General features: G+C 68.7%; 12 protein-coding genes and 1 riboswitch. Of the genes, 6 read left to right on the forward strand and 6 right to left on the reverse strand.

Annotated features, from left to right (window positions below):
* Positions 1-3: 3 nt before the first annotated feature.
* Positions 4-225 carry a hypothetical protein gene (locus IT182_12820; protein ID MCC6164224.1) on the reverse strand — a complete coding sequence of 74 codons (222 nt, stop codon included), beginning with the start codon at positions 223-225 and terminating at the stop codon, positions 4-6.
* 128 nt (positions 226-353) lie between these two features.
* Positions 354-485: riboswitch (SAM riboswitch) on the reverse strand.
* 34 nt (positions 486-519) lie between these two features.
* On the opposite strand from IT182_12820, the gene dut reads away from it, so the two are divergent.
* A complete protein-coding gene (gene dut / locus IT182_12825; protein ID MCC6164225.1) occupies positions 520-972 on the forward strand; it encodes a dUTP diphosphatase in 453 nt (150 codons plus the stop codon).
* Positions 973-1,117: 145 nt separating this feature from the next.
* Here the strand turns inward: dut and IT182_12830 are convergent, their stop codons facing one another.
* The 4 genes from IT182_12830 to IT182_12845 form a co-directional block, all read right to left on the reverse strand.
* Positions 1,118-4,255 (reverse strand): efflux RND transporter permease subunit, encoded by a 3,138-nt coding sequence (locus tag IT182_12830; protein MCC6164226.1) that lies wholly within the window; start codon positions 4,253-4,255, stop codon positions 1,118-1,120.
* Positions 4,256-4,280: 25 nt separating this feature from the next.
* Positions 4,281-5,450: an efflux RND transporter periplasmic adaptor subunit gene (locus tag IT182_12835; protein ID MCC6164227.1), complete on the reverse strand. Its 1,170-nt coding sequence runs from the start codon at positions 5,448-5,450 to the stop codon at positions 4,281-4,283.
* The gene (locus tag IT182_12840) at positions 5,447-7,021 is read right to left on the reverse strand and encodes a TolC family protein (protein ID MCC6164228.1); all 1,575 of its coding nucleotides are present in this window, start codon (positions 7,019-7,021) and stop codon (positions 5,447-5,449) included. The genes IT182_12835 and IT182_12840 overlap by 4 nt, the downstream gene beginning before the upstream one ends.
* Before the next feature lie 61 nt (positions 7,022-7,082).
* Positions 7,083-7,745, reverse strand: a complete 663-nt coding sequence (locus tag IT182_12845) for a TetR/AcrR family transcriptional regulator (GenBank protein MCC6164229.1) — start codon at positions 7,743-7,745, stop codon at positions 7,083-7,085.
* Positions 7,746-8,116: 371 nt separating this feature from the next.
* Here IT182_12845 and IT182_12850 point away from each other — a divergent pair, with 371 nt between their 5' ends.
* The 5 genes from IT182_12850 (at position 8,117) to IT182_12870 (ending at position 14,094) form a co-directional block, all read left to right on the forward strand.
* Complete coding sequence (locus tag IT182_12850; protein ID MCC6164230.1) at positions 8,117-9,076, forward strand: hypothetical protein; 960 nt, start codon at positions 8,117-8,119, stop codon at positions 9,074-9,076.
* 129 nt (positions 9,077-9,205) lie between these two features.
* Entirely contained in the window at positions 9,206-10,225 is a 1,020-nt protein-coding gene (locus tag IT182_12855) for an ATP-grasp domain-containing protein (protein ID MCC6164231.1), read from the forward strand.
* A 37-nt stretch (positions 10,226-10,262) separates the two neighbouring features.
* Positions 10,263-10,463, forward strand: a complete 201-nt coding sequence (locus IT182_12860) for a DUF485 domain-containing protein (protein MCC6164232.1) — start codon at positions 10,263-10,265, stop codon at positions 10,461-10,463.
* A 7-nt stretch (positions 10,464-10,470) separates the two neighbouring features.
* Positions 10,471-12,360 (forward strand): cation acetate symporter, encoded by a 1,890-nt coding sequence (locus IT182_12865; protein ID MCC6164233.1) that lies wholly within the window; start codon positions 10,471-10,473, stop codon positions 12,358-12,360.
* A 123-nt stretch (positions 12,361-12,483) separates the two neighbouring features.
* Positions 12,484-14,094, forward strand: a complete 1,611-nt coding sequence (locus tag IT182_12870; GenBank protein ID MCC6164234.1) for an NYN domain-containing protein — start codon at positions 12,484-12,486, stop codon at positions 14,092-14,094.
* On the opposite strand, the gene IT182_12875 is transcribed toward IT182_12870, so the two are convergent.
* Complete coding sequence (locus IT182_12875) at positions 14,095-17,994, reverse strand: PEGA domain-containing protein (protein MCC6164235.1); 3,900 nt, start codon at positions 17,992-17,994, stop codon at positions 14,095-14,097. It abuts the gene before it with no gap.
* Positions 17,995-18,058 lie beyond the last annotated feature (64 nt).

An 18,058-nucleotide genomic window follows, 5' to 3' on the forward strand; every position in this document is an offset into this window, starting at 1 on the left:
CGATCAGCTCACGCGGCGCAACACGCCTTCGATGGTCACGTTGGCCAGGATCTCGTCCCGGCGCACGCGCGCTTCGGTGAGGTCGTCGGTCTTGAGCGAATGCCGAATCCGCTCCTGACGCCAGCCGTCAATGATAACCGTGTAGGCAATCCACCAGAAGCGGCCATTCCGCCAGAGGTGATGATTCTCGCCGAGCCGCTGGAAACGGCGATCGTCGGGCGACAACGCAACCTGCAGAGTGGGACGATGTGCCGCGAGGGGCGACAGGGGCGAGGCGAGGGTGGCTGTGGCAATCATGGTGTCTTCTCCTGTGACGAACCAAGCGAAGACACCCGGAGTCTGCGGGGTGACCGCACGGACACTTTGGTTGTTCTTCTCGAACCGCATCGCACCTGCCGGCCTGCTGCTCCGACAGAGCTGGCACCTTGGGATGTCCGACCCAGGTTGCCGGGCCCGCCACGTGCGAGCCGCTCCGGATGTCGAAAGAGACGATAGCATTACATGTGGAGATACACAATCGTGGATTTATCGAATGATTCCATAACCGTCGGCGTCAGGGCCCTCCGCGACATCGACGTCCCCCGCTACCAGACGCCGGGCGCGGCGGCCGTCGATCTGGCGGCCGCCACCGCCGTGGACGTGCCCCCTGGCCAACTCGCGCTCGTCCCGACGGGCCTGGTGTTCGCGGTCCCGCCCGGCCATTTCCTCGCGATCGTGGCGCGCAGCAGCCTGCCCAAACGCGGGCTGATCGTGGCCAACGGCCTGGGCGTGCTCGACAGCGACTACCGCGGTCCCGACGACGAGGCGCGCGTGCTGGTCCTCAACTACACGCAGGCGGTCGTCCACATCGCCAGCGGCGATCGGATTGCGCAGGCCTTCGTGGTCCGCGTGCCTCGCATCACGTTCGAGCCGCTGACCCACGACGCCGAGACGACATCGCGAGGCGGCTTCGGCTCGACAGGCACTGCGTAACGGGCGCCGGGCGCCGGGCACCGGGCACCGCACGGTCAAACGCCGACCATGGGGGACGCCGGGCCCGGAGGGCCGGCCCTACCTGGCTGGCGGGGCCGGCATCTGTGCAGCAGGCAGGGTCGGCCCTCCGGCCCGACCGCACGCCTCACGTCGTCGGGAGGTCGACGGGTTCGCTGGCGTGGCCGTGGCGGCTGGCGCGGGTCGACCGGCGGAACAGCGCGAACACGCGGTCGCGCAGGCCGGCCATGATGTCGTACAGCGTGGGGATGACCAGCAACGTGAGCAGCGTCGACGTGATCACGCCGCCGATCACCGCGCGCCCGAGCGGCGCGCGGAAGTCCGCGCCCTCGCCGTGCCCGATGGCCACGGGAATCATGCCCGCCACGAGCGCAAAGCTGGTCATGAGGATGGGCCGCAGGCGCACGCGACCCGCCTCGATCAGCGCCTCGCGCCGGCCCATGCCCTGCTCCATCGACCACTTCGCGAAGTCGACGAGCAGGATGGCGTTCTTGGCCACGATGCCCATCAGCAGGATCACGCCGATCATGCTCATCAGGTTGATCGTCGTGTTGGTGACCAGCAGCGCCAGCATCACACCGATGAGCGAGAGCGGCAGCGAGATCATGATCGCCAGCGGGTCCAGGAACGATCCGAACTGCAGCACGAGCACGAAGTACATCAGCAGGACCGCGAGCCCGAGCGCGGCGAGGATCCCTCCGAAGACCTCGGCCTGGTCTGCCGACTCGCCGCCGCTCGACAGCACGTAGCCCGGTGGCAGCGGCACGTTCCTGGCCAGCCGCGGCATCACGTCGGCCAGCACCTCGTTCAGCGAACGCACTTCGGTGTTGGCCTCGATCTTGATCACCCGATTGCGGTTCAGGTGATCGATGCGGGCCGGGCCGACGCTGTTCTCGAGGCGAGCGACCTGTCCGAGCGGGATCAGCACCGGTCCCTGCGGTCCCTGCACCGAGATGGGCAGCTGCGACAGGTCCTTCACCCGCGCGCGCGCCTCCGGCGCGAGGCGCACGTAGACGTCGCGCGTCTCTCCTTCAGGATCGATCCAGTCGCCCGTATCGATCCCCGCGAACGCGGGACGCAGCGCCTGCGCGACCTGTGCCGCCGTCACGCCGAGCGATCCGGCGAGCCCGCGATCGAGCACGACGTCGATCTCCGGCTTGCGCCCCTTTGTCGACAGCCCCACGTCCACGGCGCCAGGCACCTGCCGCACTTCGTCGCGGATGCGCTCGGCGAGCGCCGTCAGATCCCCCGACTTCGGCCCCGTGAGCTCGAGCTGAATCTGCTTGAAGTTGCCGAAGAAGTTCGTGTTGATCCACGCCTCCACGCCACCGAGGTTCAGCAGCTTCGCGCGCAGATCCGCCGCCACGTCCTCCTGCCGGCGCGTGCGTGCGACGCGCGGCTTCAGCCGCACGAACACCGACGCTTCGTCCACCGACTCGGTCTGCCCGCCGATGTTCGTGTAGGTGTACGCCACCTCCGGCAGCGCGCGCGCGATGTTGGACACTTCCTGTGTCTTCAGTCGCGTGTACGCGATGTTGGACCCGGCCGGCGTCGTCACGACGACGCTGAACTCGGAGTTGTCCATGATGGGCATGAAGCCGCCGCCGATGAATCCCATCGCCGGCAGCGCAATCGCGCCAACGAACGACAGGATCGTGAGCAGCACCATCGCGAACCGGTGACGCAGCGCCCAGCCGATCACCACCTTGTAGCGCTCGGCCTGCCTGTCGAACCACGTGTTGAACCGATCGAGCCACCGCGAGATGAAGCTGCGCTGCTCGATCGGGATGTGCGGATCGGGCCAGTACGCCGACAGCATCGGGTCCAGCGAGAACGACACGAAGAGCGACACCAGCACCGAGCACGCAATCGTCAGTGCGAACGGCGCGAACCACTGCTGCGCCAGGCCGCCCATGTAGCCGATCGGCACGAACACGACGACGATCGAGAACGTGGTGGCCGCAACGGCCAGGCCGATCTCCGCCGTACCTTCACGCGCGGCGGTGTAGTGATCCTTGCCCATCTCGACGTGGCGCACGATGTTCTCGCGCACCACGATCGCATCGTCGATCAGGATGCCGATGGCCAGCGACAACCCGAGCAGCGACATTGTCTCGAGCTTGAAGCCGAACATGAGGACGGCGACGAAGGAGGCCAGCACCGAGACCGGCAGCGCGAGACCGGTGATGACCGTCGAGCGCCACGAGTTGAGGAAGAGGAACACCGTGAAGACGGTGAGCACGGCGCCCTCGATGAGCGCTGACTGCACGCTCTCGACAGACGCCTCGACGCGCGAGCCCGCGTCGCGAATGAGCTTCAGCTCGACACCCGGCGGCAGGTTCTGCTGCAGCGTCGCGACCCTGTCGATCACGGCCCGGCTCACCGTGGTGGTCGACGCGTTGGTCGTCTTCTTGATCTCGATGCCGACAGCGTTGCTGGCGTTGAAGGCCGCACCGGTGCGCGGCTCCTCCGCGCCGTCGTACACGCGCGCGACATCGGTGAGGCGCACGATACGTCCCGCCGACTGGCTCACCACGATCTGCCCGAACTCGTTGGGCGTCTGCAGACGGCCGCGAAGACGGATCGTCCGCTCCTGGATGTCGCCCTGGAGGCGGCCGACGGGCACGGCGAGGTTCTGCGACTGCAGCGCCATCACCACCTGCCCGACGCTGACGCCGGCGGTCTGCATCGCCGTCGGGTCGACCTCCACCGTGATCTCGCGCTCGACGGCGCCCGCCACCGTCACCTCGGCCACGTCCCTGATGCCGCGCAGCACGTTGGTGATGCCGGGGTCGGCGATCTGCGTGAGCTGCGCGCCGGTCAGGTGGTCTGACGTCAACGCCAGCGTGACGATCGGGAAGTCGTTCGGATCGAACCGCTTGAGGATCGGCTCCTCCATCTCGAGCGGGAGCTCGTTGCGGATCTCGGAGATCTTGTCGCGGATCTCCTGCAGCGCTTCGGCCGGCTCCTTGCCGAACTCGAACTCGGCGATGATCACGCCGAAGCTGTCCAGCGACTGCGAGTCCATCTTCTTGAGCCCGCTGATGCTGGAGATGCCTTCCTCGATCGGATCGATCAGGTCGCGCTCGACCTGATCGGGCGAGGCACCGGGGAACGGCAACGAGATCGCGATCACCGGCGGATTGATCTCGGGGAACTCGTCCACCTCGAGCTGGAACAGCGCGAAGGTGCCGAAAACCACGAGCGCCAGCATCGAGACGATCGTCACGATGGGACGCTTGATGGCGAAATCGGAGATGAACACGTGACTGGCTCCTTGCGTTCGCCGGTTAGGACTTGGGCGCGTCAGCCGCCGCCGACGCGGCAGTCTCCGAACGATTCACCACACGGACGGGCGTACCCGGCGAGACGCCCTGGGCCACGCCCGTCAGCAGCACGTCGCCTTCGGACAGCCCGGACGCGATTTCGGCGCGCTCGTTCTGGACGTCGACGAGACCGAGCGTCACGGACACGCGCTCGACCTTGCCGTCGCGGATGCGCAGCACGCTCGGCGACGCGTCGATGTCGCTCACCAGGTTGGTAGGCACGACGAGCCCCTTGCGCGAGGCCTGCGTGACACGCCCGTCGGCGAAGAGTCCCGCCACGAGCCTGCCGCTGCGGTTGTCCACCGTCACCCAGATCGGTACCTGCCGGGTCGTGGGGTCGGCCGTCGGGCTGATGCGGTCCACCTTGCCCGAGAACGTCTGCCCGGGATAACCACGCACTTCGAACGTCACGTCTGCGCCCACTTTCACCATCGACAACGATTCGGATGGCACTGACGCCTCGAGCTGGATGCTCGACGGATCGACGATCGTGTAGAGCGGCGCGCCAGGCGCCACGACGTCGCCCCGATTCACCGGCCGGTCTGCAACGACGCCGGCGATGGGTGATGTGACTGTGGCATCGCCGAGCGTCTTGCGGGCGCTGGTGAGCCGGCTCTTCGCGCCCGACACTTCCGATTCCAGGCGAACGACCTCGTTGCGGGCGGCCTCGACGGCACGCTCGGCCACGGCGCCCGCGCTCACCAGCTTCTCCGTACGCGCGAGCTCGCGACGCGCGAGGTCGAGCGCCTGCTCCTGCGAGCGCACCGACGACTCTGCCGACGTGACGCCATCGGCCGCCGTCCGCGCCTCGATGCGCGCCAGCAACTGGCCGCGGCGAACGCCCTGGCCCTGCTCCGCCGTCACGAGCAGCACGGCACCGCCCACCTCGGCACGCACGCTCGCCTGCACGCGCGGCGTGAGCGTGCCCGACACCGACGGACCCACCGTCACATCGTCGGTTCTCACGCGAACGGTGTTCTCCGTGCCGATGTCCAGCACCGCGGGTCCCGTCTCCTTCGACGGGGCGTCGTTGGCCGCCTGCCCGGTGCACGCCGCGGCGAGCGATGCCATCACGCCGACGGCCAGCCATCCCATGCGGCCATGCCGCCCGTTCCGTGTCATCGCGCTTCTCATTGCTGCACTCCCGTACCTGTCATCCCCGCCGTCCCCGTGGCGCCCTGCGCCGCAGCGCCGCCGCCCACCTGCGCACCGCCCACCTGCGCACCGCCCGCCGCGGCCGCGCGCGCGCCGCCCGCCCCAACGGGCAGATCCGCGAGCAGCGCCAGGCGCGAACGGCTGACCTGCAGATCGCGCGCGGCCTGGGCGCGCGACGCGCCTGCCTGCTCGAGCGCCAGGCGGGCGTCGTTCAATTCGAGTTGCGTCGAGAGCCCTTCGCCGTACCGCACGTTGGCAATCTCGTACGCGCGCTGGGCCTGCTCCACGGTGCCGGCCGACGCGTCCCACGCCGCGCGCGCCGCGAGATAGGCGGCGTGCGCGCTGCGTTGATCGAGTTCGGCCAGTTCCTTCACGAGTTCCAGCTGCTGCCGGCTCTCGGCCAGCGTCGCTTCGGCGATCGCGCGATTGGCCTTGCGGCGTCCGCCGTCGAGCAGCGGCAGCGAGATCGTGGCCCCCACCGTCCAGTCGCGCCTGTTGAACGCGGGCAGCGGGTCGTACGCGTACGTCGTGAACGACGAGGTGAGGTTGACGCGCGGCTTGAAGAGCGACTGCGTCGCGTCCAGCGCCGCCTGGTTGGCCTGCACGCCGTACTCGGTCTGCTTGACCGATGTGCGCGCCACGAGCGCGAGTGTCGCTTCCGCCTCGGCGAGCGCGGCGGTCCACCGCGTGGCCAGCAGGCCATTGGGCTCGACGAGATTCGCGTCGAGCTCGAGCGGCTGATCCGACGGCACGTTGATCAACTGCCTGAGCCGCAGGTACGCGAGATCGCGCTGCACGCCGGCGCGAATCACGCCCGCCCGCTGGTTGTCTCGCGCGACTCGCGCGCGGAGCACCTCGAACTCGGCAATCTGGCCGACCTGATACTGCAGGTCGATCTGACGCAGTGTTTCGCCCGCCTGCGTGAATGCCGCGTCGGCGATGGCCACGAGCCGATCGGCAAGCGCGGCGTCGTAGAACGCCGTGGCGACATCGAGATCGAGTTGCGCGCGCGCCGTGGTCACGCCGAGCGACGCCGCGTCGCGACCCGCGCGCGCCTGGCGTTCGAGCGCTCGAAGTTCACCGCCGTCATAGACGCGCTGCGCGAACGTCAGGCTCGCCGTCCAGGTGTTCAACTGACCGAACGGCAGGTCGTTGTCGCCGCCGCCGCCGAACGGGTTGCCCGCCGGGCACTGGAGATAGCGCTCGAGTTCCGCGAGGCGGTCGGCGAGCGGCGCGCCGGGATTCACCGTCAGGCCGGCGCACGGCACCGTGGGACCGGCACTGTCGAAGATGCCGTCGAACTGCGTCTGCAGCGTGCGCTGGTAGCCGAGCGCCGAGTTCAGCTGCGGAAAGAGCCCGCTGCGCACGACGGCCACCTGCCCGTCGGCGCGGCGCACGCCGGCTTCGGCCACGGCCACCGTCTCGCTGTCACCCTCGGCCAGGCTCAGCGCCTCGTCGAGCGTGATGCGGCGCGCGGCCGTCGTCGGGACGGCCGGTGTCTGTGCCTGGGCGTGGGCCATCGGCACCAGTACCGCGGAGGCGAGGAGCATGCCGCCGAGAGCGGCGCAGGAGCGGCTCTTGTGGCCGTCCCTTGAGCGGGTAAGCAACGACTTATCCATGATGGACCACCGTGTCTGGGGCCGACGCGGGGCCGGCGGCACGCGCGCCGATGGCGCGAAGGAAGAACGCCACGTAGCGCTGCGGCGCCTCGTCTGGCGGATACGGATAGCAATGCGGCTGGACGTCGCGCCCCATCGCGTCGGCAAAGACCACGCCGGTCAGGACGTTGGTGGCCACGGCCGTGTCGAGATCGGCATCACACAGCCCGGCGGTACACAGCGCGTCGAGATAGCTCTGGAGACGCAGCTTGGTCGAGGCACCGACGCGATCGCCGATGCAGGCCATGTCGGGGTGCGACTGGACGTCGGCCATGGCGGCCTTGATCAGCCGGTGGTGGCGCAGGACGAAGTCGTAGTGGCGCGCGGTCCAGTCCAGCAGCTCCGCGGCAGGGTCCACCGGCACCGCCGGAAGGGCGGCTTCATCACGCAGGCGCTCCATGACGCGCAGCACGGCCTCGGTGATGAGGCCTTCCTTGGATCCGAACTGCCGGAAGAGGGTGACTTCGTTCACGCCGGCTTCCTGCGCGATGCGACGAGTCGTCGCGCCGCGGAACCCGGCATTGGCAAAGACCTTCACGGCGGCCTCGAGGAGTTGTTCGCGCACGTCCATGGTAACGGTGCCGCGTGAGGCGGCGAACTCGACTTGTACCAACATTTCACAATGACAGCAAGCAATTACTTGCGCGCATACTCACGTGCCGTGCGATCGCTAATGTTTTTACCTTTTCAACGAGACGTTTCGACGACGACAACTGGACGCTTGTTCATATTCATCACAAGCTCAGGCGATGTCCAGTACTCCCGGAGAGAACCTCTGCCGCTGCAAGCGCTTGCTTGCGTCGACGACTCTGTGACGCGGGCACGCGCCGAAAAGTTCCATCTCCGGCACCGGGCAACGGGATGGGCACCGGGCATCGGGCATCGGGCACCGGGCACCGGGCACCGGGCACCGGGCACCGGGCACCGGGTTGAGCATTCGGCATTCGGCATTCCCGGCATCGCGGCATTCGCAGTTAGGCTGTTCCCGTGATTCCGCACGGCGCGAACCTCCCCTGGCTCAGGTACGGCGGAGATTTCGGCGCCAACGCCTGGTCGCCTCGCGGCGGCCTCTCGGTGTCCGATCGCACGCCGCTCCACCGCGTCCTCGACACGGCCGCTTCCGCCGGTGCCGAGGTCGTCCGCTGGTTCGTCCTCTGCGACGGCCGCGCCGGCTTCACCGTCGACGCCTCGGGCATGCCCACGGGCCTCCATCCCGTGGTGCTCGACGACATGGCCATCGCCCTCGACACCCTGCATGCGCACGGCCTGCGCATGGTACCCGTGCTGTTCGACTTCACATGGGCCGACGTGCGGCGCGTCGTCAACGGCGTGGCCCTCGGCGGAGGCGCCCCCGTGCTGCGGGATCCCGTCGCCCGTCACACGCTGTGGCGTGCCGTCGACGATCTCCTCGTCGCGTTCGGCCGGCACCCCGCCATCGCCATGTGGGATCTGTGGAACGAACCCGAATGGATGACGACACCCTGGCGACCGCCAGCACGTCGTCTCTCATCCGCACAGTTGCGGCGATGTCTGGCCGAACTCGCGCTGCACGTACGTTGGCACGCGGTGCATCCGATCACCGTCGGTCTCGCGAGCGCAGCCGGCCTTCCACTCTGCCGCGCGCTCGACCTCGACGTGCTGCAGGTGCACTGGTACGACCATCTCGAACGCCGTCATCCGCTCGCACGATGCCCGCACGTCACATGGAGCCATGCGCCGCTCCTGCTCGGCGAGTACCCGACACGCGGCAGCGCCACGTCGCCAGAACGCATCATCGACATCGCCCGCAACGCCGGCTACGCCGCCACATGGCCGTGGTCCCTCCACGCCGACGATCGCTGCACCGACAACGATGCCGCGCTGCACGCACTGCAACACGGACGCACGCAGGACGAGGGGTCTGACAGGGAGACCGGCAACGGGCAACCGGCAACAGGCAACCGGTAGGCGTCTCGTGCGCCGGTCGCGCACACGTGCTCATACCTCGCACCAACAACCCGTTAGTTGACCCTATCCAATCCCGAATCCGGTTGCCGGTTGCCCGTTACCGGTTGCCGGTTGCGCTACACTTCGCGCATGCGTCGCTTACGCGTGCTCTGTCTGATGCACGACTACCTCGTGCCGCCCGACGATGACACGAAGTACGACACCAGCGTGCCCTGGAAGACCGAGTTCGACGTCAAGAACACGCTGGACGTGATGGGGCATGACGTGCGAGTCGTGGGCGTGGCCGACGACCTTGCCGTGGTACGCAACGCCACGAAGGAGTTCGCGCCGCACATCGTCTTCAACCTGATGGAGAACTTCACCGAGGTCGGCGTGTTCGATCAGAACATCGTCAGCTACCTCGAACTGCTGAAGACGCCGTACACGGGCTGCAATCCGCGCGGCCTCATGCTGTCGCGCGACAAGGCGCTCTCCAAGCAGTTGCTCTCCTATCACCGCATCCCCGTTCCCGACTTCGCGGTGTTCCGCGTCGGGCGCGCCGTGCAGCGTCCCAAGCGCCTCACGTTCCCGCTCATCGTCAAGTCGCTCACGCAGGAAGCCTCCATCGGCATCTCGCAGGCGTCGGTGGTCGAGAGCGACGAGAAGCTGCGCGAGCGCGTGCACTTCATCCACCACAGCGTGGGCACCGACGCCATCGTCGAGCGCTACATTCCAGGCCGCGAGTTGTACGTCGGCATCGTGGGCAACCTGGCGTTGAAGGTCTTCCCCGTGTGGGAGTTGAACCTCGGCAACCTCCCGCGCGAGAACTGGCGCATCGCCACCGAACGCGTGAAGTGGAGCGGACCCTACCAGGAGAAGCACGGCATCATGAGCGGACCCGCGCAGGGCCTCGATGCCAGCCTCGTCGATCGGATCCAGGGGCTGTGCAAGCGCGTCTATCGCACGCTCGATCTGAGCGGCTACGCCCGCATCGACCTCCGCCTCACCGACGAGGCCCGGATCTACGTACTGGAAGCCAATGCGAACCCGCAGATCGCGTATGGCGAGGACTTCGCCGAATCGGCCGAAGCCGCGGGCCTCGCCTACGATCAACTCCTGCAGCGCATCATCAACTACGGCCTTGCCTGGCGCCCCGAGCGCCGCGGCTGATCCCCGCCCCGCGCTCCTGATACAGTAGCCGGCGCTCATGCAGATTCCCCGGATCGCCCTCTGGCTGTTCGCCCTGTACCTGGTCGTCTACGTCGGCTTCATGGCCGTCAGCGCGTTCGCGCCGGGACTCAACGCCCTGACGCCCGTCTGGGGCCTGCCCGTCTCGCTCCTGTACGGCCTCCTGCTCATCGGGCTGGCCTTCCTCCTCGCCGCGCTCTATCTGCGCCTGGCCCGCTGATCCCGTCATGGTCTACGTCACCTCGCCGCTCGCCGTCGGCGTGTTCATCTCGTTCGTCCTCGGCGTCCTGATCCTGAGCTGGTGGCTCGGCCGGAGCGCGCGCTCCGCGAGCGGCTACTACGCGGCGCACGGACAGATCCACTGGTTCGTCAACGGGATCGCGTTCGCCGGTGATTACCTGTCTGCCGCGTCGTTCCTCGGCATCTGCGGGATGATCGCGTTCTACGGGTACGACGGCTTTCTCTACTCCATCGGCTACCTGGCCGGCTGGATCGTCGCGCTCTTCGTCGTCGCCGAACCGCTCAAGCAGATGGGCAAGTTCACGTTCGCCGACGCGCTCGACGCCCGCTTCCACTCGCGCGGCATCAAGCTCGCCGCCGCGATCAGCACGCTCGTCGTGAGCCTCTTCTACCTGATCCCGCAGATGGTCGGCGCCGGCGTGCTCATCAAGCCGCTGCTCGGCTTCTCGCACGCCGCCGGCGTCCTCATCGTCGGCGTGGTGGTCACGATCATCGTCGTCACCGCGGGCATGGTGTCGACGACGTGGGTGCAGTTCATCAAGGGCGGCCTGCTGGTGGCGTTCTGCCTCCTGTTGACGACGCTGATCCTGCAGCGCGGCTTCGACGTACCCGCGGACGTCGCGTCGATGCCGCGGGACGCGTCGGCCGTGGAAGCCACCGGTCAGGTGGTGACCGATCCCGACTGGCCCGATGGCGCCTGGTTACGCGTGCAGGAGGGTTCTGGCGCCGTGCGCACGTGGCGCCGGCTGCCCGACCGACGCGTCCTCCGCACGCAGGTGGTGACGACGGGCCCGGCCGGTACGTACGTCGACGGCCTGCCACAGGGCCTCGGACCGGGCCAGCAGGACCTGACGCCCATCGGTGTGGTGACGGCCCTGCCCGACGGCGCGACATCGTCGGGCGCGCTCGGTCCGCTCGCCTTCCTGCGCACGTTCAGCGGCAGCACGATCGAGACATGGACGTCCGAGCGGCGCGCGCTGTCTGACGGCCGTGTCGCGATGGTCTACACGCCGCGCACGCAGACGGGTGCCGACCTCCTGCAACCGGGCGCAAGCCCCACGTTCAGGGGCGTTCGCAGCGACAAACTGTTCGACAAACTCGACTTTCTCTCGTTGATGCTGGCGCTCTTCGCGGGCACCGCGTCGCTGCCCCACATCCTGATCCGCTACTACACCGTCAAGGACGTGATGGCCGTGCGCAAGAGCACGGTCGTGGGCATCGGTGCGATCGGCATCTTCTACATCCTCACGCTGTATCTCGGGCTCGGTGCCATGACGAGCGGCGCGCTCGACGTGACCAACAACAACATGGCCGCGCCGCTGCTCGCGCGCAGCTTCAGCAATCCGCTCTTCGCGATCATCTCTGCCATCGCGTTCACCACGGTGCTCGGCACGGTGAGCGGCCTCATCCTCGCGGCCAGCGGCGCCGTGGTGCACGACCTGTTCACGCACGTGCTGAAGATGGACCTCACCGACGATGCGAAGGTGCGCGCCGGGAAGATGGTGGCCGTGGCCGTTGGCCTCGTGGCGATGCTGCTCGGTATCGCGTTCGAGAAGCTGAACGTGTCGTTCCTCGTGGGCTGGGCCTTCAACGTCGCGGCATCGGCCAACCTGCCGTCGCTCGTGATGCTCCTGTTCTGGAAGCGCACCACCAAGCAGGGCATCGTCGCGGCCATCCTCGTCGGCATGGCGAGCTCACTCGCGTGGATCCTCTGCAGCGCGCAGGCCTTCCGCGACGTCTACGGCTGGGCGCCGGAGACGGCGCCCGTCCCGTTCAGCCAGCCCGGTATCGTCACGATTCCGCTCGGATTCCTCGTGCTCGTCGTCGTCTCGCTGCTCACCCCGCCGCGACGGCCAGACGACGCATCGCGCGCCTGACGTCAGGCGCGCGACCGGGCCGCCGGGGTTTCCTGCTATCCTTGCCGGGACGTCTCCGGCAGGCCTGCAGGACTTCCCCCGGCACCGGACACGACATTCGCCTGCGAAAGGACCAGGAACGTTTTGTCGGAAACCCGCCTCAAGATTGCCCTCTTCATCGACTTCGACAACATCGAGATCGGCGTCAAGACCACCCTCGGGGGTCACTTCGACGTCGGCGCCGTACTTGAAGCGATGAAGGAGCGCGGCGAGGTGGTCACCAAGATCGCGTACGGGGACTGGACCCGTGCCGGTGACTACAGCCGCTCCCTCACCCAGCACGCCATCCAGATGGTCCAGCGCAACCTGACGCCCGGTGGCGACAAGAACGGCGCGGACATCAACCTTGCGCTCGACGCGCTGGAGATGGCCTTCACCCACAGTCACATCAACGCCTTCGTGATCGTCGGCGGCGACAGCGACTTCATGGCGCTCGTCGAGAAGCTGAAGCTCTACGATCGACAGGTGTTCGTGGTCGGCGGACGCGCATTCACCAGCGTGATCCTCCAGAAGAACTGCACCGAGTTCATCGCGTACGAGAACCTGATCGGCCGCCGCGGCAGCAGCAGCCGCGGCGGCGCGAGCAAGGACGTCAAGGACGCCATGCCGCTCGTCAAGCGCGCGCTCAAGGTGCTCGCCGACCGCGAGGTGATGCCGCAGCTCGGCGTCCTCAAGAGCACGCTGCTGCAGCTCGACTCGACGTTCTCGGAGCGCGAGTACGGCGTCAGCACGTTCCGCGATTTCGTGCAGAAGCTCGAACGCGCGCAGTTGGTCACGCTGCGCGGCGACGACCGCAGCCGGCTCGTCGAACTGCGCGACGGCGTCGACGTTCCGGACTACGTCTCCACGCCTGCGACACCGATTGCCGCAGCGCCCGCGCCGCGCGCGACGCCAGCGCCCGCCACGACGGAAGGCGCGCCCGCGGAGACCGCGGCCGCGCCTGTCGATGCCGCGGTCTCCGGTCAGCAGGCAGACGGGTACGCCATCGTGCGTGACATCTTCCTGCGCCCAGGCGTCGTGTCGCGCTGGCCGTTGTACGTACGTCAGGCCAAGCAGATCATCAGGGCCGCCAACGAGGCGTTCGACGAGCGCCGCCACGGCTTCAACGGGATCGTCGATGCGCTGCGCTACGCTCAGCGCGAGGGGCTCTTCCGCCTGGATCGCGACCGCCAGGGCGTGATTCGGGTGTACCCGGGCACGCTGCTGGCGGACGCGGGCATCGAGGCCGTTCCGGCGCCGACGGCCACGAGCGAGCCGGCACCGGCCCCCAAGTCGGGCAGCGGACGACGGGTCGCAGCGGTAGTGGACGACCTGCACGAGCCAGGCGATGTCAACGGCAACGTGGCTCGTCCCGGCGATCCGGTGCCCTCGGTGCGCCAGAGCCGGCACGCGCGTGGTGGTCGCGGACGCGGCCGCGCGGCAGCGGACATGCCGGCCGGTGTGCCCGACGTGGTCGCGGCGGAACCGGTGGACGATCAGCTGTTGGCCGAGGCGCCGAGCGAGGCGCCGAGCGACGCGCCGAGCGACGCGGCTGTCGACGGCGTCGACCAGAGTCCTGCGGCGGCAGCCGACGCCGAACCGGCAACGCCCGCACGCGGGGCACGCAAGACCACCAGGAAGAAGGCGGCTGCCGCGCCGCGCAAGAAGGCCGCAACACCTGCGAAGAAGGCCGTCCGCAAGACGACGCGCCGCTGATCAGAACTCGATACGCTGCCGCGATCGCACCGTCATCGCCTGCTTCCGCTCGGGGCCGGTGACGGGGCGAATCGCGATTTCGTGCGTGCCCACGGGGACGTCCAGCGTTCCCGGCGTGGTGCCGATCGACGCACCATCGACGAACACTTCGGCTTCGTCTCGCAACGCGATCGTGGCGGGCGCCACCATCAGCGTCACACGCCTGACGGCGCCAGGCTCCACGGTGGCCGTGATCCACTCATGGATGCCGAGCGCGTCGTTGGTGGCCTGCACGCGATGCGTCCCTGGCGGCAGCAGGATCTGGCCGTCCATGCTCGACCCGATCTTCTCGCGCCCGTTCAGCAGGAGCTGCACTTCGACAGGCGCATCGACCAGGATCCACCCCGCGAAGATCTTCACGTCCAGGGGCGTGGTCGCGCCGGCGATGACAATCGCCGATGCGCTCACCGTACCGGCGTCGCTGCGAATCAGCAACGACTGTCCACCGGCCGGGAGGTCCTCCAGCAGCAGCGGCGTCTCGCCGCGCGACCGGCCACCGACGAGGACTTGCGCGCCCGTGGGACTCGACGTGATCTGCAGACTGCCACGCCCTCCGGCCGCCACCGGCCAGTCGATGGCCTGCGTCGTCACCACGCCGACGCTGATCTCGACGGGCATCTCGCGCAGCGTCTCGCCCTGACGCAGCACCAGCTTGTGACGTCCTGGCGCGACCTCGCCGCTGAATGGCGTCCGCCCGAGCGGCTTGTCGTCGAGGATGACTTCCACGCCCGCGGCACGCGATGTCTGCACGACGAGCGTGCCGGTGGCGCCGGGGAGGGTCCACCACCACGCGGCGAACGCGGCCCCCTGGAACAGGGCCACGAGAATCGACGCGGCGATCACGCGACGCCAGTTCACGCGGGGTGCCGACACCGGCGTGTTCGCCACCGCCCACGTCTCGACGTTCGCAGCTCGTGATCCGGGCGTGGGCGCGAGCGCATCGGCCACCGACGTCACCGCAGGCCGTCCCGTTCGCGCGTCGAGCGCCTCCGGGTCCGGCAGCCCCACGGCGTGAATCTCCGGTTCGTAGGGCCTGAAGGCGTCGGATGCCGCCACGGCGGCGGGCGCGTCCCAGGCGGCCGGGGCGGCCTGCGGATGGGGAGCGGGCACGGGCTCGCGAGGCGCCTCGGGAGCCGGCGGACGCACGTCGACGGTGGGCGGTGTCCACGCCGGGACTTCCCGGTGCAGGAGCGACGTCGCCATCTCCCGAGGTGTTGCGGCTGGCAGATCCGCGGGGGCGTCAGGACCGGCTTCCGGCTCCGGCTCGTACGCTGGCTCGACCTCGCACACGGGTTCCGGAATCGGATCCGCGGGCTGCACGACTGCCGTCGCCGGAGCGGGTGCGACAGGTGCGGTCGCCGTGCCGGACTTCTTCCGGCGCGACCGCTTCTTCCTGCGCTTCGTGGTGCCCGCCGCGACGCTCGGCTCCTCCGCACGGACTTCCACCTCCACGCATGGCGCTTCGGCGAACCGTGCCAAGACAGACTCCCCTTCCATCTGGAGGCCAGCGGCATCCACCTCCGCGCAGGACGCGGCGGCGGACAAGTCAGCCCCTGGCTCGTCGGGTATGACGAACTCGGAGACGACGTCGTGGATGTCCGTCGCAATCCCTTCGGCCACGGGCTGGCCGTCGAGCGTGAGGAGCGAGAACGACGGCTCCTCTACTGGCAGCACGGCGAACGCCCCGTCCTCCGTGCCCAGACCGATGTCCTCCGCAGCAGCCTCGAGCGCCACGTCGGTGAACGCCTGATACGTATCGACCGCATCGTCGACGCGTTCCTCCACCGCCTCGAAAGGAAGCGCCAATGTGTTGGTGTCGAGAATCGCGGCCTCGACGTCAGCGACTTCCGCCCCGACGAGTTCGTCGGATGGTTCGACGACCGCCGCAGCCAACAACTCGAACGGCTCTTCATCGATCTCCGCCACGACATCGGGCTCGGGCTCGGGCTCGACGAGTGGCAAAGCCTCGATGGCTGACACCGACTCGACGGCGACGACCTCGTCGAAGGCTGGCACCGGCTCGATGGCGACAGCCTCCTCGAAGACCGGCGTCGGTGCGACCATCGATTCCGTGGACACCGCCGTCGCGTCCGCAACATCCGTCCGCCACGGGAGCGCCTCGCGCCACCAGCCAGACGTCTCGACCGACGCCTCGGTGGACTCAACGGGCTCCACCGACGCATCGATCTGACCGAACGTCTCGACGAGCGGCTGGACCAGCGGTTCGATGAGCGGCTCGGTGCCGTCCTCGCTGGTAAGGATGTCCTCACCTGTCTGACCCGCACTCTCTCCCACCGTGTCGTCGACGATGTCGGTGGCGGGCATGGACGACCACATCACGCGCACATCGACGAGTGGTTCCGACGTTTCGGGTCGCGGGGGAACGAGTGCGACGGGCTCCTCGTCGGCCGGTCCCTCGTCGGCGGGTGCCACGCTGTCGAGCAGTTCCGCGAACTGACGCTCGAGATCGACGCGCTCCTGCGCGATGGCCTCCAGCGACGGCTCCTCATGAGCGGGCGCGACCACGTCCGACAACGCCTCGGCGACGACGTCCGGCGGTGCGTCGACAAGGGCAACGGCTTCGAGCTCAGGACCCGTGTCCGACGCTGGCGCACCCTCCATCTCGGGCGGCAAGGGGGACTCCGACGCTGGCGCCGGCTCTGGTTCTGGATCCGGCTCGAACGCCGGTTCGGCCACGACCGCCGCCTCCGCCACGACGAGGGAGGGCGCGACGTCACCGTCGCCCTCCAGCTCCGCCTCGAGCCGGAGCAGGGCCTCGATGTCGATCTCGGGCTCCGGGTCCAGCTGCGGCTCGGGTTCGACCGCGGCCGCGACCGGCGCTCCGGCAACGGCTGGCACGTCGTCGATCGCCGACGCGTCCTCCACGACAACAGGTGCGGCGACCCACACGGGCTCGTCGACGAGCGCCGGCATCGGGTCAGCGTCCTGAACGGCCGGCGCGGCCGGACGCTCGTTGAGGCTCGCGATGGCGGCCATGACGCCCTTCACGCGAGACACGCTCACGCCGATTGCCGCCGCGCCCGACGGCAGGAGCGCGTCGAACGCGCGCTGCGCGTCGCGCATGGTCCTGAACGCGCGACGACTGTCGACCGGTGCCACGCGTTCGAGCCAGGCCGCCACATCGGCGGCGATCGCGGCGGCCGGCGATCGTGCGAGACGATCCTGCGCCAGCGGCACCAGTCCACGCAGCCGGTGCGGGTACTCCTCTTCATCGAGTGGACGTCCGAGCAGCGCGGCCAGCGCCAACAGGCCAATCTGCGCCACGTCCGTTTCCATGTCGAGACGCGGCGCGCCGGGCCCGAGCGTGGCCGGGATCCGCCACTCGCGCCACAACTGGTGGCGCTGACGCTGCAACCGATCCAGGGCAGACGCCAGTGCGTGCTCGACGATCACGACGCGGCCGGCCGGTGTCAGGACGATGCGCTCCGGGCCGAGGCACCCGTGTGCAACGTTGCGGGAGTCGTGAAGGATGGCGAGTGCCCCGAGCACGTCGCGCGTCACCTGGAGCGCGACACCGGGCTCGAAGGTGACCAGTCCGTGCCCCGCCATCTCGAGCACATCGGACAGGCGTGTGCCGGCCACGTGGCTCGACACGAGGATGGGACCGCGCCCCTTCGTCGCCGGTTCGAGCCCGAGGATGCGGGCGAACTTCGCGTGCTGCAGCTTGGTGAGCCGGGAAACCCGCTCGCGCAGGGCGTGTTCCGCCGACGCGAAGGCCGGGTCCAGGTGGAACCAGTCCACGACCTCGCCTGCGCCCAGGTCACGGCGCTCGCGCACACCGAGACCGTCGCGAAAGATCACGTCTTCTTCCGCCGGTTCCTGGAGGTGTGCTACTTTCACCGCGCGCGTCCTTTCCTGTTGTCGAAAGCCGCAGCGATCACACGCATCGTTCCGCTGGTGCTGC

Source organism: Acidobacteriota bacterium (assembly GCA_020845575.1).
Classification (GTDB): domain Bacteria; phylum Acidobacteriota; class Vicinamibacteria; order Vicinamibacterales; family Vicinamibacteraceae; genus Luteitalea.

Excerpts from the sequence above, each read along its gene's own strand:
- IT182_12840 (MCC6164228.1), bottom strand. The coding sequence starts at position 7,021 with ATGCTCCTCGCCTCCGCGGTACTGGTGCCGATGGCCCACGCCCAGGCA.
- IT182_12835 (MCC6164227.1), bottom strand. The coding sequence starts at position 5,450 with ATGAGAAGCGCGATGACACGGAACGGGCGGCATGGCCGCATGGGATGG.
- IT182_12855 (MCC6164231.1), top strand. The coding sequence starts at position 9,206 with ATGCGTCGCTTACGCGTGCTCTGTCTGATGCACGACTACCTCGTGCCG.
- IT182_12845 (MCC6164229.1), bottom strand. The coding sequence starts at position 7,745 with ATGTTGGTACAAGTCGAGTTCGCCGCCTCACGCGGCACCGTTACCATG.
- IT182_12865 (MCC6164233.1), top strand. The coding sequence starts at position 10,471 with ATGGTCTACGTCACCTCGCCGCTCGCCGTCGGCGTGTTCATCTCGTTC.
- IT182_12860 (MCC6164232.1), top strand. The coding sequence starts at position 10,263 with ATGCAGATTCCCCGGATCGCCCTCTGGCTGTTCGCCCTGTACCTGGTC.